Raw genomic sequence first — 13,776 nt, forward strand, 5'->3', positions numbered from 1 at the left:
TGGAAACATACGCGTTTCACTCCGCCGCCTCCACTCGATCCGGATCAGGCGCGACCAGCTTCCGCTCTCCCCCTGCCCGCATGCGGATCAGTGCGATGATGGCGAGGCCGGTGATGGCGACGACGGCGATCTCGCCGAGGGTGTCGGTGCCGCGGAAATCGACGATGATGACGTTCACGACATTGGCGCCGTGGGCAATGGTTTTCGAATGGGTGTTGAAGAAATCCGTCAGCGCCGCATTGAACGGCCCCTGCGTCGCCCGCATCAGAAGCAGCGCAAAGCCGAGGCCGCAGGCAAGCGCGATCGAGCCGTCGCCAAGCCGCTGACGCAGCGGACGCGGGTCGGTCGGCGAGAGGCGAAGCCTCGTCATGACGAGCGCCAGGATGACGACGGACAGCGTCTCGACCATGAACTGGGTGAAGGAAAGATCGGGCGCCCCGAAGAGCAGGAAGATCAACGCCACGGAAAAGCCCTGGATGCCAAGCGAGATGATTGCCGTCAGCCGGTCGCGGGCGCAAAGCACGGCCGCAAGGCCGATCACGGCGAGCAGGAAGATCGCCCATTCATGGAGCTGGACGCCGCGCGGCCAGACGGGAAACGACGGCAGTTCGCCGTAAAGCAGCGGCGGCACGAGGAGAATCAAGGCGAGGCAGACAAAGGTGCAGGTCACGTAGATTTCGAGCCGTCCCGGCTGGACGGTGCGGGTGACGCGCCAGGCAAGGCGGACGAGCCCGGCGATGAAGCTATCGAAGCCGCGGTCCGGCCCCGGCCCTGCCGCCTGCAGGAAGGACACCATCAGCGCCCGGGCCAGCTCAATCTTCCAATAGACCGCAACGCCAAGGATCACGGTCAATACGGAAAGCGCGAGCGGAAGGCCGAGATGCGGCATCGGCGAGATCGCAACGTCGATTGCATCGCCCTGAACGGCCGAAGCCATCGGCGACGAGACGTAGTGATGCGTGATGCCGGAAAAGAGCGCGCCAGCAAGGCCCAGCACTGCCAGAATGCCGGGACCGAGCCAGAGCAGGACGGGCGCCTCGTTGGGATGTTTCGGGGTTTCTGCCGCCTGACCGACGAAGGGCTTCAGGCCGACCGAAAAGGCAATTGCAAACATCAGCGCATTGCCGAAGATCGCGACTGCGGTGAACACCAGCGAGCGCAGGTTGCCACCGGCGAGCGCAGCGTAGATCTCCTCCTTGGCGAGGAAGCCGAAGAAGGGCGGAAGGCCGCCCATCGAGATCGCGGCGAGTATCGCAATCGCAAAGGTCAGCGGCATGGCGCTCAGCAAACCACCGAGCTTCGTGATGTCGCGGGTGCCCGTCTCGTGGTCGAGGACGCCCGCGATCATGAAGAGTGCGCCCTTGAAGAGCGAGTGCGCCACCAGGTAAAGCACCGCGGCTTCGATGGCGTATTCCGAACCGAAACCGGTAAGCAGGACGAGAAGGCCGAGCGAAGAAACCGTCGTATAGGCGAGCTTCAGCTTCAGGTCGGCATGGGCAATGGCGAGCGCCGAACCGGCAACCAGGGTCATGCCGCCGAAGAACGGCAGCAGGATTTCCCAAGCCGGTGTGCCGCCCATCACCGGGTTCAGCCGCATCAGGAGATACACGCCGGCCTTCACCATGGTTGCGGAATGCAGGTAGGCCGATACCGGCGTCGGCGCCTCCATGGCGTTCGGCAGCCAGAAGTGAAATGGAAACTGCGCCGATTTGGTAAAGGCGCCGCACAGCACGAGACCGAGCGTTGCCAGGTAAAACGGGCTGCCGCGGACGACATCGCCGAACGGCGAAAGCAGCGACATCTGCGTGACGCCGGTGATGTTCCAGAGAAAGAGCAGGCCGGCCAGCAGGCAAAGCCCGCCACCGCCGGTCACCACCAGCGCTTGAAGTGCCGCCCGTCGTGCCGCCTCCCGCTCATGGTCGAAGCCGATCAGCAGGAAGGAGGTGATGGAGGTCAGTTCCCAGAAGATGAAGAACATCAGGAAACTGTCCGAGACGACGACGCCGAGCATCGCGCCCATGAACAGGAAGATAAAGGAGAAGAAACGCCCCTGCTGCGGATGCCCCTTCAGGTAGCCGCCGGCATAAAGCACGATCAGCGTGCCGATGCCGGAAATCAGCAGCGCAAAGGTGAGCGACAGCCCGTCGAAAAACCAAGAGAAGCTCAGATTGTAGCTCGGCACCCAGGAATATCCGCCGGTCACCACCTCGCCGCGGGCGACGCCAGGTATGAAGCGAAGGAAGTGCAGGAACGACAGGAACGGCACGGCCGCCAGCAGCCAGACGCCGCTTGCACCGAGCCGGCGAATGACGAAAGGGGAAAGCAAGGCGCCGAGAAGCGGCAGGCACAAGGCCAAAAATGTCAGACCAGTGACACCGGCCATGTCCCCTCCTCATTGCCAGAAAGTGATGCGTTGGCGCGAACTTAGGGTAATCGGCAAGCGCCCTCAAGCAATTTCGGAGGAGGTTTGGTGAATGATCGGAGGCGGGACCGTTCAGGCCTTGCGGAGCGTAGCGGCAGAAGCAAACATGTGAAACAGCAGGACAACCACGGTCAGCGGCCAGAGGATGCATGCCACCGCGCCTGCGAGGCGGGCCAACGTCCAACCATCGTGGTTGGCCCAGCCTTCCAGCAAAGTCATCGTCAGAAAGAGCACAGCCACAAGGCAATAGGCCCACGGCAGAACAACGATGAACACGTCCAAATCCCCCGCCTGGCATCAGCCGCCATGGCTAAAAGTACGTTAACGGCGCGGTCGGGATCAAACCATCAATTCGGATTAGCTATAGGCTAGGCATTTCGCCGATTGCCCCTTACCCTGCAGCTACGCCGCAGCCTTTCCGGGAAATCGCGGATGCACACTGCATGAGCCTTGTGTAGGTATTTCGACGGCCCGCGATAGAACATGATTGCCGGGCTAATCCGTCCTGTCTTGATCCCGCTTGTCTTGCGCCCCACATTCTGGCCAAGACGGAACCGCCCCTCCGGCGCGAAAGGAGCATGCCTGATGTCCGACACCACGACCGCCAAAGTCCGCAAGACCGACGCAGAATGGAAAGAGCAGCTAACGCCGGAGCAATATCGCATCACGCGCCAGCACGGCACGGAACGCGCCTTTACCGGCCCCTACTGGGACAGCTTCGAGACCGGCCTCTACCGCTGCGTCGGCTGTAACGCGCCGCTCTTCCGCTCCGATACCAAATTCGATGCCGGCTGCGGCTGGCCGAGCTATTTCGAACCGGTCTCGCCGGATGCGGTGACAGAGCATCGCGACAGCTCCTACGGCATGGTCCGTACGGAGATCTGCTGCAGCAGATGCGATGCACATCTCGGCCACGTCTTCCCCGATGGCCCGCCGCCGACGGGCCTGCGCTACTGCATCAACGGACATTCGATGGTGTTCGAGCCGGGGAAATAGGCAACGCACGGGCGCTCATCACCACCGCCAGCTATTTTCCGGTAAGGGAAACGATCGACCGCCTGTGCCCGTCACAGGGATGAGGGCAGCGCAAGACAGCAATGCCTCGTTTGCCGCTCCCTCGCCTGCGATTGAAGTGCCAAGAATGCCCGCTTGAACGACGAGGGGTCACTTCGAAAGCTTGAGTTCCATGCAGGTGAGATCGAGCCAGCGGCCGAACTTGGTGCCGACCTCGGAGAAGGTGCCGGCGATGCGGAAGCCGAGCTTTTCGTGCAGGCGGATCGAGGCGACGTTTTCCGACTCGATGCCGGCGATCATGACGTGGACGCCGTTCTCTTTGGCCTTCTCGATAAGCGCCTGCATCAAAAGCTTGCCAATGCCGCCGCCGCGGCAGTCCTTGTCGACATAGACGGAGTGCTCGGCCGTATGGCGATAGCCGTCGAAGGCCCGCCAGTCGCCGTAGGTGGCGTAGCCCGCGACCTGCCCCGCCTTTTCCGCGACCAGAACCGGAAAGCCCCTCGCCTTGCGCGCCCGGAACCATTCGGCGCGGTTTTCGAGATCGACAAGGGTTTCGTTCCAGATCGCCGTCGTGTATTCGACGGCGTGGTTGTAGATGTCGCGGATCGCCGCAAGATCGGCTTCGGTGGCGTCGCGCACGAGGACGGCGTCGGTCATGTCATGTCCATTCCGGTTCGTTCGGCCCAAGCGCATACGCCTGGCCTTCGGCGATGTAAACCGCGAATTTGCGCGAAGAAAGAACGATCAGAGCCTGGCAGCGCCCATGCTGAAGCAGGTGAGTACCGCCGAATAATGTACCGCTGCGGCGGCAACCACGAAGCCATGCCAGATGGCGTTCTGGAAGCGCAGCTTTTCCCAGACGTGGAAAATCACACCTGCCGAATAGATGATGCCGCCGATGACGATCAAAAGCATCGAAGCGAAGGGAATGCGCGAGGCGACCGGCCCGGCAACCAGAATGCCACTCCAGCCCATGGCGAGATAGAGCAGGATCGTCAGCTTGTCGTAGCGCCCAGGAAAGGCGCATTTCAGGAAGATGCCGGCGGCCGCCATCGCCCAGATGGCAATCAGCATGGCGAAGAGCAGCGGGTCGTCGGCACCGCGTTCAAGGAAGGGCGTATAGGTCGCGGCGATCAGGATGAAGATCGCCGAATGATCGAGCCTGCGCAGGTACCATTTGGTGGGCGACACCGGCCAGGCATTGTAGGAAAAGGAAATGCCGAGTGTCAGCACAAGGCCGACGCCGTAAATCCAGGCGGCCGCGATCTCGCCGTAGGAGCTCCAAACCGTCGCATAGAAGATCAGCACGGTCGCACCGACGAGCGCAAGCGCCAGGCCGACGCCGTGCACGATGCCGTCGGCGATCAGCTCATATCTGTCGTAAGCCCAGCGAATGCCGTTGAACTCGCCCATTAATGCGCACCCATTCCTCGACCCTTACCGATGCTCTCACTGAACGGCCGGCGGCGCAACAGCCGGCAGCACCGTGCGCGGTAAAACTTCATGAAACGCTTTAATCCTTACCGATCCACCAGCACCGAGCATTTGGCGTGGCGTACCACCCGGTCAGCGGTCGCACCGATGAAATAGTTCGAGAAATCCGGAACATGCGAGGCGATGATGATGAGGTCGGCGTGGTGCGCCTCGGCGGCGGCGAGTATGCCGTGCGCCGGCGGGCCGCGGCCGATCTCCACCTTCGCCGCAATTCCGGTCTTCAGCCGCATCTGCTCCAGCTGCGCGCGTCCATCATCGATCGCATTGTCGATCAGTTCAGCCGGTAGGTCGACGGCGATATAGGTCGGCACGTCCTGCACGACATTGAGCAGGATGATCTCCCCGCCGGCATCAAGCAGCGTCGCAGCCTTGCGGAATGCCCTTTCCCCCCTCTCGACCGTACCCATCTCGATAGGGACGATGATCTTCTTGTACATGGTTTCCTCCACATCGGGCTTACCTACAAAAGAAGATAACGCGCGATGGACAGGTTCAAGTGGGCACAAGCGATCGTCAACATTCGCTCAACGCTTTATCCTCAAAAACTGATCTTCTGTGAACAATCGGAATCCGCCATATAAACTACAAGTACAGCGGCTCGAGAGGACTTGAAGGCGAAATGGACCGGCGAACATTCCTCGAGCTCGCTACGGGCAGCGCTTTCGCTGCCGCCGCCGGTGCGCCTTTCCCTTCCATGGCAGGAGATAGACATATGACGACCGAAACCTCTTATGCGCTGACGCGGCCTGCCTATGTCGGCCAGTCGCATCTGGTCGTCACCGACCTGCCGCTGGTCTCGAGCTTCTATCAGTCGATGCTCGGCCTCGAGGTGATCGAGAAGGCGCCGAGCGGCGAGGTGCTCGGCGTGAACGGGCTGCCGCTCCTGACGCTGACGACGGCCAGCAAGGCGCAGATCGCGCCGCGCAATGCGGCCGGCCTCTTTCACACCGCCTTCCTGATGCCGAACCGCACGGAACTTGCCCGCTGGCTGCGCCATGCGGCCCATAACGATGTCGTGCTCGACGGCGCCTCCGATCATCTCGTCAGCGAAGCCATCTATCTCTCCGATCCCGAAGGCAATGGCATCGAGATTTACGCCGACCGGGCGCACGAAGCCTGGAAATTCCACCAGGACGGCCAGGTCGAAATGGCAACGATCCGCCTCGATCTGCAGGCGCTCTACGACAGTGCGCCCGAGGATGCCTGGGGCGGCATGGCCGACGGCACGGCGATCGGGCATATCCATCTGCAGGTCGGCGACATTCCGCAAGCCGATGCCTTCTATCGCGACGTCCTCGGCCTGAAGCTGATGGCGCGCTATCCCGGCGCGAGCTTCTTTGCAACTGGCGGCTACCACCATCACATCGCCGCCAACATCTGGAACAGCCGCGGCGCCGGCACTCGCGCCGACGGTATGACCGGCCTTTCCGACTACACGCTGCGCTTCAACGACAAGGCGGCGCTCGACAATGCGGTGGCGGCACTCGACCGGCTGGAGATCGACAGCACAAAGCGCGACGGCGGCGTGTTCCTCAAGGATCCGTGGGGCATCGGGCTGACGCTTTCGGCTTGAGGCAACGGTCCGTCCCCCATTCCTTCGAGCCGCTACGCCCGCGCCTCGAACACCATGTTGAACGGCGTTTCCGTCGCCCGGCGGAAATGCGAGAAGCCGGCGTCGAGCGCCACTTTCCTGAGCCTCATCTCGCCCGCCTGGGCGCCAAGGCCGAGGCCGACCTCCTGCGACAGCGACGCCGGGGTGCAAATCATCGTCGAAGCGCCGTAATAGACGCGTCCGACCGGATTGAGGTTGTCCTTCAGATTGTCGTGGGCAAATGGCTCGACGATCAGCCAGGTGCCGCCGGGGCCCAGCGTTTCCTTGACATGACGGCCGGCACCGACCGGATCTCCCATGTCGTGCAGGCAATCGAACATTGCGACCATGTCATATCCCTGCGGGGGGAATTCGGCCGCAGTGGCCTGCCGGAAGGTGACGCGGTCGCCGACGCCTGCCTCCTCAGCCGCGGCCCTGGCTTTCTCGATCGAGGGAGCATGATAATCGAAGCCGAAGAATCGCGAGGCGGGATAGGCCTGCGCCATCAGGATTGTCGACGCACCATGGCCGCAGCCGACATCCGCGACCTTGGCACCAAGCTTGAGCTTTGCCTCCACGCCATTCAGCGCCGGTATCCAGCTTGAAACCAGATGCGTGTTGTAGCCGGGCCGGAAGAAGCGTTCGGTGCCGCGGAAGAGGCAGACACTATGTTCGTGCCAGCCGACGCCCCGTCCGCTGCGGAAGGCTTCGGCGATCTTCGGCTCGTCCATCCACATGGACTGCGTCACCTGAAAGGCGCCGGCGAAGAAGGCGGGGCTGTCTTCTTGTGCAAACACCATCGCCTGCTCGGGCGTGAGATGGAAGCGGTCCGTCCCGTCGTCATAGGTTATGTAATCGGCCGCGGCCATCGCCGAGAGCCATTCGCGGAGATAGCGCTCCTTCAGCCCGGTCTCCTTCGCAAGCCGCGCCGCATCCCGCGGCTCGCCGTCCGCCAGAGCCTTGAACAGACCGAGATCATCGCCGAGCACGACGAGCGCGCCGGAGACCGCAGCTCCGACATCGCCGACCAGCCGTTCGACCAGTTTATCGAGTTTCTGCATATCGGGTTCGCGCATGTCACCCTCCATTTCCACCGAGGAAAGACCAGCCCGCAAAACTATTCCGAGTAGGCCGCGCGATTGTCAATTTGCCCAAACTGAGTATCCGTCGGCACGCCAGCCTGCCGGGAACCAACACGCATTCCGTGCGTTTCCGTTTCGAGCCAATGAGGCTTTCGGGGACATTCCATAGATGGGCTTCGCCAACGGCATCCGGAAACAAGCAAAGAAGATCGCATCCGGTGAGCGGCGGACGAGCGCATGGGAAGACACGCTGACCACCGCGACGGAAGAGATGCCGCAGGCGCCGGCGCACCGCGTCCAGAAGGATGCGCTCGACGTCAGCATGGCCTGGGCGATGATCGGGATTTTCGCGATCCTTGGCCTTGCGGTCCTCTACCAGATGTCGCTGATCCTGATCCCCATCACGCTCGCCGTAGTGGTAGGCATGATCCTCGGCATGGCGGCGGAAAAATTGAGCAAGCTCGGCGTGCCGCGCGTCACCGTTGCCATCATCCTTTCAAGCGCCGTTGCGCTGGTCATCTTCTTCGTCGTCAGCTCGCTTTCCGGGCCTTTGACGACGCTGACCAACGAAGCTCCGGCGTTCATCGAAAGGACGATCAACCGGATCATGCCCTATCTGGAGCAGATACGCTGGCTGCGCATTACCCCCGCAAGCCTCCAGAGCGGGCCGATCTCGATCAATGCGCTGCTCGAAAACACCGGAAACGTGCTGCATGTGGTGACGACAAACCTGACGCCGGCGCTCGTGCAGGCGCTGATTTTCTTTGCCGCCCTGCTGCTTTTCCTCTCCGGGCGCGTCAACCTGCGCAAGACGATCATCCTGACCTTCCGCACCCGCCAGCAGCGGCTCACGGCCATCCGCGTCATCAGCTCCGTCGAGCGGGTGCTGGGCTTTTATTTCGCAACCGCCTCGGTCATCTATGCGGCGCTCGGCGTCGTCATGGCGATGATTGCCTGGGCGGGCGGGCTCTCAGCGCCGGCGCTCTGGGGCTTCTTCGCCTTCCTTTCGAGCTTCATTCCCTATCTCGGCATCACCATGATGACGTTTTCCATCGCGGTCGCGGGCATCCTCACCCATAACGGCATCATCATCGGCCTCCTGCCGGCGGCCGCCTTCTTCATCGTGCACCTCGTCATGGAAAATCTGGTGTTCCCCGCCGTCATGGGCCGTCGGCTGGAAATCAATCCCTTCATCGTCTTCGTCGCCATCATCTTCTGGACATGGATGTGGGGTGCCGTCGGCGCCATGCTCGCTCTGCCGCTCTCGCTGATCGTCATGACGATCGTCGATGAACTCTTCATCGAGGAGAAAGTGCTGCCGCAATTGCCGAAGTGATGAGGGTGAGGCTGGCCGCTCAACGCCTCATCCTCCCAAATATCCTTTCAGCATCGGAGCCTTCCTTGCGCACTCATTCCTGTGCCTGGCACTGGAATGAGAAAGCAAGGGGCGAAGACCGCGGCAAGGGCCGCGCCACATCTCAATCATACAAATAATATGTGCTCCACTTTTCCCGCGGCACTTTCTCGCCGATCTCGTATTGCAGTTCGCGCACGTTGATGTGCTGGGGGCCGGTGATGCAGGTGTAGGAGAGGTGGTACCAGTCGCCCTGGCTGCGGAAGACGGCGCCGGGGGCTTCGAGCTTGTCGTCGCTGGGGATCGGGTCCTTGAAGGTGTAGGCGATCACCTTGTCGGGTTTGAAGCCTGTCTTGTCCTTGTTGATGCGGCTCATCGCTTCGGTGTCGCAGCTCTGTTCGAGGCGGGTGGCGGGATCGAGTTTTTCCAGCTGCTTCTTGATGGCGGGATCGACGGCGAAGGCGCAGGAGGCAAAGCTGACGAGACACGCGGACAGGACCAGACATTTCGGCATTACGGGCAAATTCCTCTTTATGCTCATGGCAGAATCCGCCCGGTCTATGGCCCTCAGCCTAAGCCAAAACGAAGCGTACATTCCGCGCGACGGTAGCGGACTTTGTTAAACAATGTGGTGACATCAAGGCAACGTGAGGAAGGCTCCGATTTGCCGCAGGGGTTCGCGCCTGCCTTGGCGCTTGATCCAGCCCGCCTCCACCTCTATCTCTTCTCCACCCCGCAATTCCGATCCGGAGCCCTTCCTTGTCTGTTTTCAAGAACCTGCCGACCCCGCCCTCAGCCGCCAAGAAGCCCGTTTCCGATACCCGCCACGGCATTACCCGGTCGGACGATTATGCCTGGCTGCGCGCCGATAACTGGCAGGCGATGTTCAAGGATCCGTCGATCCTCGACCCCGAAATCCGCAGGCACCTGGAGGCGGAAAACACCTATATGAACGCGGCAACGGAAGATACCAAGCCGCTGCAGAAGACGCTTTTTGCCGAGATGCGCGGCCGCATCAAGGAGGACGACAGCTCGGTGCCGATGAAGGACGGCGCTCACGCTTATGGCACCTTCTTCGTGACCGGCGGCGAGCAGCCGCGCTATTTCCGGATCCCGCGCGACGGCGACGTCAAGGACGAGACGATCCGCACCGTTCTGCTCAACGGCGACAAAGAGGCGGTCGGCAGATCCTATTTTCGGCTCGCCGGCCTCGACCACTCGACCGATCACAGCCGCGCCATCTGGGGCTATGACGACAGGGGATCGGAATTCTTCACGCTGAGGGTGCGCGATCTTGCGACCGGAGAAGACATGCCCGACGTGATCGAGAACACCGGCGGCGGCGGGGTCTGGGCGCCGGACGGCAAGAGCTTCTTCTATTCGGCGCTCGACGAGAACCACCGCCCCTCCAAGGTGTTCCACCACATCATCGGCACGCCGCCGAGCGAGGACCGGCTCGTCTACGAGGAAAAGGATGCCGGCTTCTTCATGAGCGTCGGCGGCTCGCTGCTCGACGATTTCATCTTCATCGACATTCACGACCATGAGACCAGCGAATACCGGCTGCTCTCGACCAAGGATCTGACGGCCGAGCCGAAGCTCGTCGCCAAGCGCCAGGAAGGCATCGAATATACGCTGACGGAAGGCGGCGACGTCTTCTACATCCTCACCAATGACGGCGGCGCCAAGGATTTCAAGATCATGGAAGCGCCGGTTGACAATCCCGCCAAGGAGAGCTGGCGCGAGGTCGTACCGCACAAGCCCGGAACGCTGATCATCAACCACATGGCCTATGCCCGCCACCTGCTGTGGCTGGAGCGCAAGGACGGTCTGCCGCAGATTATCATCCGCGATCGCAAGACCGGCGAGGAACATGCGATCGCCTTTGCCGAGGAAGCCTATTCGCTCGGGTTGCAAGGCGCTGCGGAATACGACACCGACGTTATCCGCTTCTCCTATTCGTCTATGACGACGCCCTCGCAGCTCTACGACTACAACATGACGACGCGCGAGCGGACGCTGTTGAAGACACAGGAGGTGCCCTCGGGCCACAATCCGGACGACTACGTCACGCGGCGCGTCTTCGCGCCGGCATGGGACGGTGAGCAGGTGCCGGTCACCCTGCTCTACCGCAAGGATACGCCGCTCGACGGCTCGGCGCCCTGCCTGCTCTATGGCTACGGCGCCTACGGCATCAGCATTCCGGCCGGTTTCAACACCAACTGCCTGTCGCTCGCAGACCGCGGTTTCGTCTATGCCATCGCCCATATCCGCGGCGGCAAGGACAAGGGCTTTGCCTGGTACGAGAACGGCAAGATGGCCTTCAAGACCAATACGTTCAAGGACTTCATCGCCGCCGCTGACTATCTGAATCAACAGAAGTTCACGTCCTACGCGAAGATCGTCGCCGAGGGCGGATCGGCAGGCGGCATGCTGGTGGGCGCCGTCGCCAACATGGCGCCGGAGAAGTTCGCAGGCATCATCGCTGCCGTTCCTTTCGTCGATGTGCTGAACACCATGCTCGACGACAGCCTGCCGCTGACGCCGCCGGAATGGCCGGAATGGGGCAACCCGATCGAGAGCCGCGAGGATTATGAGCAGATCGCGTCCTATTCGCCCTACGACAACATCAGCGAGAAGGCCTATCCGCCGATCCTGGCGCTCGGCGGCCTGACCGACCCGCGCGTCACCTATTGGGAGCCGGCAAAGTGGGTCGCCAAGCTCCGTGACAAGACCACAAGCGCAGCGCCGATACTGCTCAAGACCAACATGGACGCCGGCCACGGCGGCGCCGCCGGCCGCTTCCAGCGGCTGGAGGAGATCGCGTTTGAGTATGCATTTGCAATCAAGGTGGTTGGGAAGGTGTGAGCGGGAGACGGCACGGGAATTGGCTTTCCTCATTCCTGTCCTTGTGACAGGAACCCAGCGGCGGCGCGTCCGCGCAGTGAACTATTCTCATGGAGTTCCTGCGCCCAAGGACTTGGGTGCGCTGGACTCCTGTGACGAGCACAGGAATGAGCGTCGCTGGGGTTGGCGCCTGTCCCGGATACCAGAATCGTGAAAGGAGCAAACCCATACCGGTCTATGTCGCGCTGCTTCGAGCCGTGAATGTCGGCGGAACGGGCGCTCTGCCGATGGCGGAGCTCAAGGCGATCTGCGAGCGGCTGAGCTTTACGAACGTCGAGACCTACATTCAGAGCGGCAATGTGCTTTTCCGCTCGGACGAGACCGAGGCGACGGTCGAGAGGCGGCTGGACGAGGCCCTGGCCCAGAAATTCGGCAAGAAGCCGGGCGTGATGATCCGCAGCCGCAAGGAACTGCAGAAGATCGTCGACGAGGCGCCCTTTCCCGATGCCAAGCCGAATTTCCTGCTGGTGACCTTCCTGCCCGAGGCTGCCCCCAAGAGTGCCCTTGACAATATGGTGGCGCCGGACGGCGAGGAGGCGAAGGTCGCCGGGCGCGAGATCTACGTGCATTATCCGATCGGCTCCGGAAAATCGAAGCTCAAGCTTCCGGCGCTGAAGGCAGGAACGTCGCGCAACCTCAACACCGTGCGCAAGCTCGCCGAGATGGCGGCGGCAATGGAGGAGAGCGGGTAAGACGCACCGCCCTCGTCTTTCGAGGCTGCGCCCTGCGGTCTTGCATCTCAGGATAATGGCTGATCGCTGGCGCCCGCGGCACGGCCCTCATCCTGAGGTGCCCGAGGGCGAAGCTGCAGGGCCGCCGTCTTGGCGGCATGGATCCGCTGAATGCGTGCCTTTTGCCACCAGCGCCCATCCCATACTCTCCTCATTCCTCTGCCTGTCACAGGAATCCAGCGCGCCCAAGTCCTTCAGCGCGGGAGACACACATTCAAACAAGACGTCATTCACGGCGCGGAAGCGCCGTGGCTGGATCTCTGTGACAAGCACACAGATGAGGGAGAGAGTGGAGACGCCGAGACTTTCTGCGCCGCATAGCCCCACGCCATGGCCGCATCCGCCGCCTCTCGCGCTAAGCCTACGCCCTCGAGACCTCCACGGAAGGCTGGAACAGCAGCTTGACGAAGGTCCTGAGCATCAGGATCTGCTCGGCAAGCATGTTCGGTTCCTTGAGGGCCCTCGACAGCACGATGCCGCCTTCCAGGACGGAGGAGACCATGTCGGCGAGGTGGTCGATATGCACCGGCTCGCGCGGCGTGTAGACGGCCATGATCTCTTCGAACATGCCGCGGAAGCGGTGGCGCCAGGCGAGTACCGCGTTCCTGTTCATCTCCCGTATCTCGCGGTCGAAGAGCCGTTCGTAGTAGCAGACGGTGGCGACGAGGCAGCCGGGATGGCCGTTCGGCAGATCGGAGAGCAGTTCGGACAGAAGCTTGAGGCCGAGCAGGAAGGATTGCAGCGGATCGTCCACTAGGTCGCGGGCGCGGCTGAAGATCTCGTCGTAGATCCGCTCGTCGTTTTCGATGTAGCGGTTGAGCAGTGCTTTCGCGAGTTCGTTCTTATCCTTGAAATGATAGAAAAATCCGCTCTTGGTGATGCCGGTCTCGGCAATCAGCTCCTCGATGGAGGTGCCGCCGAAACCCTTCTGGAGTACGGCCGCCTCCGCCACATCGAGAATGCGGGTTCTCGTTTCCTCGCCCTTGCGCATCAGCCCCTCCTGTACCGCCGGTACAGTTTTTCATCGCGGCCCAACGCATCACCCATGCCGCCTCATCCTCCCAACCGATTGATTTCAAACGGCAACTTTGGAAATCGCCACCAGTATACCGCAAGCCGGCTAGTTTAGCAGGCTCTAAAGGGGGAGAAATCTCACATGGCCGATCGATCCGACCGGTCAA

Annotated in this window: 13 protein-coding genes; 5 read left to right on the top strand and 8 right to left on the bottom strand. The window is 61.9% G+C overall.

Annotated elements, in window-relative coordinates:
* Positions 1–16: 16 nt before the first annotated feature.
* Together ACZ9DP_RS29520 and ACZ9DP_RS29525 are read right to left on the bottom strand one after the other, a co-directional pair.
* Positions 17–2,383 carry a putative monovalent cation/H+ antiporter subunit A gene (locus ACZ9DP_RS29520; protein ID WP_476204390.1) on the bottom strand — a complete coding sequence of 789 codons (2,367 nt, stop codon included), beginning with the start codon at positions 2,381–2,383 and terminating at the stop codon, positions 17–19.
* A gap of 111 nt (positions 2,384–2,494) precedes the next feature.
* A complete protein-coding gene (locus ACZ9DP_RS29525) occupies positions 2,495–2,698 on the bottom strand; it encodes a hypothetical protein (protein WP_476204391.1) in 204 nt (67 codons plus the stop codon).
* A 309-nt stretch (positions 2,699–3,007) separates the two neighbouring features.
* Here ACZ9DP_RS29525 and msrB point away from each other — a divergent pair, with 309 nt between their 5' ends.
* Entirely contained in the window at positions 3,008–3,418 is a 411-nt protein-coding gene (msrB, locus tag ACZ9DP_RS29530; protein ID WP_074067051.1) for a peptide-methionine (R)-S-oxide reductase MsrB, read from the top strand.
* A gap of 168 nt (positions 3,419–3,586) precedes the next feature.
* Here msrB and ACZ9DP_RS29535 read toward each other — a convergent pair whose 3' ends face one another.
* The 3 genes from ACZ9DP_RS29535 to ACZ9DP_RS29545 form a co-directional block, all read right to left on the bottom strand.
* Complete coding sequence (locus ACZ9DP_RS29535) at positions 3,587–4,093, bottom strand: N-acetyltransferase family protein (protein ID WP_476204392.1); 507 nt, start codon at positions 4,091–4,093, stop codon at positions 3,587–3,589.
* Positions 4,094–4,180: 87 nt separating this feature from the next.
* Complete coding sequence (trhA, locus tag ACZ9DP_RS29540; protein WP_022714509.1) at positions 4,181–4,849, bottom strand: PAQR family membrane homeostasis protein TrhA; 669 nt, start codon at positions 4,847–4,849, stop codon at positions 4,181–4,183.
* Between the two features lie 107 nt (positions 4,850–4,956).
* Complete coding sequence (locus ACZ9DP_RS29545; protein ID WP_194729245.1) at positions 4,957–5,367, bottom strand: universal stress protein; 411 nt, start codon at positions 5,365–5,367, stop codon at positions 4,957–4,959.
* 275 nt (positions 5,368–5,642) lie between these two features.
* Between ACZ9DP_RS29545 and ACZ9DP_RS29550 the strand changes: the two genes are divergently transcribed.
* Positions 5,643–6,503, top strand: coding sequence for a VOC family protein (locus tag ACZ9DP_RS29550; protein WP_476204394.1), 861 nt, complete (start codon positions 5,643–5,645; stop codon positions 6,501–6,503).
* Positions 6,504–6,535: 32 nt separating this feature from the next.
* Here the strand turns inward: ACZ9DP_RS29550 and ACZ9DP_RS29555 are convergent, their stop codons facing one another.
* Positions 6,536–7,597 (bottom strand): class I SAM-dependent methyltransferase, encoded by a 1,062-nt coding sequence (locus tag ACZ9DP_RS29555; RefSeq protein ID WP_476204395.1) that lies wholly within the window; start codon positions 7,595–7,597, stop codon positions 6,536–6,538.
* A 175-nt stretch (positions 7,598–7,772) separates the two neighbouring features.
* Between ACZ9DP_RS29555 and ACZ9DP_RS29560 the strand changes: the two genes are divergently transcribed.
* On the top strand, positions 7,773–8,939 hold the full coding sequence (locus tag ACZ9DP_RS29560; RefSeq protein ID WP_476204396.1) for an AI-2E family transporter: 1,167 nt from the start codon (positions 7,773–7,775) through the stop codon (positions 8,937–8,939).
* A gap of 142 nt (positions 8,940–9,081) precedes the next feature.
* Here the strand turns inward: ACZ9DP_RS29560 and ACZ9DP_RS29565 are convergent, their stop codons facing one another.
* Positions 9,082–9,471, bottom strand: a complete 390-nt coding sequence (locus ACZ9DP_RS29565; protein ID WP_476204397.1) for a DUF930 domain-containing protein — start codon at positions 9,469–9,471, stop codon at positions 9,082–9,084.
* A gap of 245 nt (positions 9,472–9,716) precedes the next feature.
* Here ACZ9DP_RS29565 and ACZ9DP_RS29570 point away from each other — a divergent pair, with 245 nt between their 5' ends.
* Positions 9,717–11,825, top strand: a complete 2,109-nt coding sequence (locus ACZ9DP_RS29570; RefSeq protein ID WP_476204398.1) for a S9 family peptidase — start codon at positions 9,717–9,719, stop codon at positions 11,823–11,825.
* Between the two features lie 206 nt (positions 11,826–12,031).
* Entirely contained in the window at positions 12,032–12,556 is a 525-nt protein-coding gene (locus ACZ9DP_RS29575) for a DUF1697 domain-containing protein (protein ID WP_476205500.1), read from the top strand.
* A gap of 400 nt (positions 12,557–12,956) precedes the next feature.
* On the opposite strand, the gene ACZ9DP_RS29580 is transcribed toward ACZ9DP_RS29575, so the two are convergent.
* The gene (locus tag ACZ9DP_RS29580; RefSeq protein ID WP_194729240.1) at positions 12,957–13,586 is read right to left on the bottom strand and encodes a TetR/AcrR family transcriptional regulator; all 630 of its coding nucleotides are present in this window, start codon (positions 13,584–13,586) and stop codon (positions 12,957–12,959) included.
* Positions 13,587–13,776: the final 190 nt, after the last annotated feature.

This window comes from Rhizobium sp. USDA 4016 (assembly GCF_056279705.1).

Excerpts from the sequence above, each read along its gene's own strand:
- ACZ9DP_RS29560 (WP_476204396.1), top strand. The coding sequence starts at position 7,773 with ATGGGCTTCGCCAACGGCATCCGGAAACAAGCAAAGAAGATCGCATCC.
- ACZ9DP_RS29550 (WP_476204394.1), top strand. The coding sequence starts at position 5,643 with ATGACGACCGAAACCTCTTATGCGCTGACGCGGCCTGCCTATGTCGGC.
- ACZ9DP_RS29565 (WP_476204397.1), bottom strand. The coding sequence starts at position 9,471 with ATGCCGAAATGTCTGGTCCTGTCCGCGTGTCTCGTCAGCTTTGCCTCC.
- ACZ9DP_RS29555 (WP_476204395.1), bottom strand. The coding sequence starts at position 7,597 with ATGCGCGAACCCGATATGCAGAAACTCGATAAACTGGTCGAACGGCTG.
- ACZ9DP_RS29520 (WP_476204390.1), bottom strand. The coding sequence starts at position 2,383 with ATGGCCGGTGTCACTGGTCTGACATTTTTGGCCTTGTGCCTGCCGCTT.
- ACZ9DP_RS29545 (WP_194729245.1), bottom strand. The coding sequence starts at position 5,367 with ATGTACAAGAAGATCATCGTCCCTATCGAGATGGGTACGGTCGAGAGG.
- ACZ9DP_RS29535 (WP_476204392.1), bottom strand. The coding sequence starts at position 4,093 with ATGACCGACGCCGTCCTCGTGCGCGACGCCACCGAAGCCGATCTTGCG.
- trhA (WP_022714509.1), bottom strand. The coding sequence starts at position 4,849 with ATGGGCGAGTTCAACGGCATTCGCTGGGCTTACGACAGATATGAGCTG.
- ACZ9DP_RS29580 (WP_194729240.1), bottom strand. The coding sequence starts at position 13,586 with ATGCGCAAGGGCGAGGAAACGAGAACCCGCATTCTCGATGTGGCGGAG.
- msrB (WP_074067051.1), top strand. The coding sequence starts at position 3,008 with ATGTCCGACACCACGACCGCCAAAGTCCGCAAGACCGACGCAGAATGG.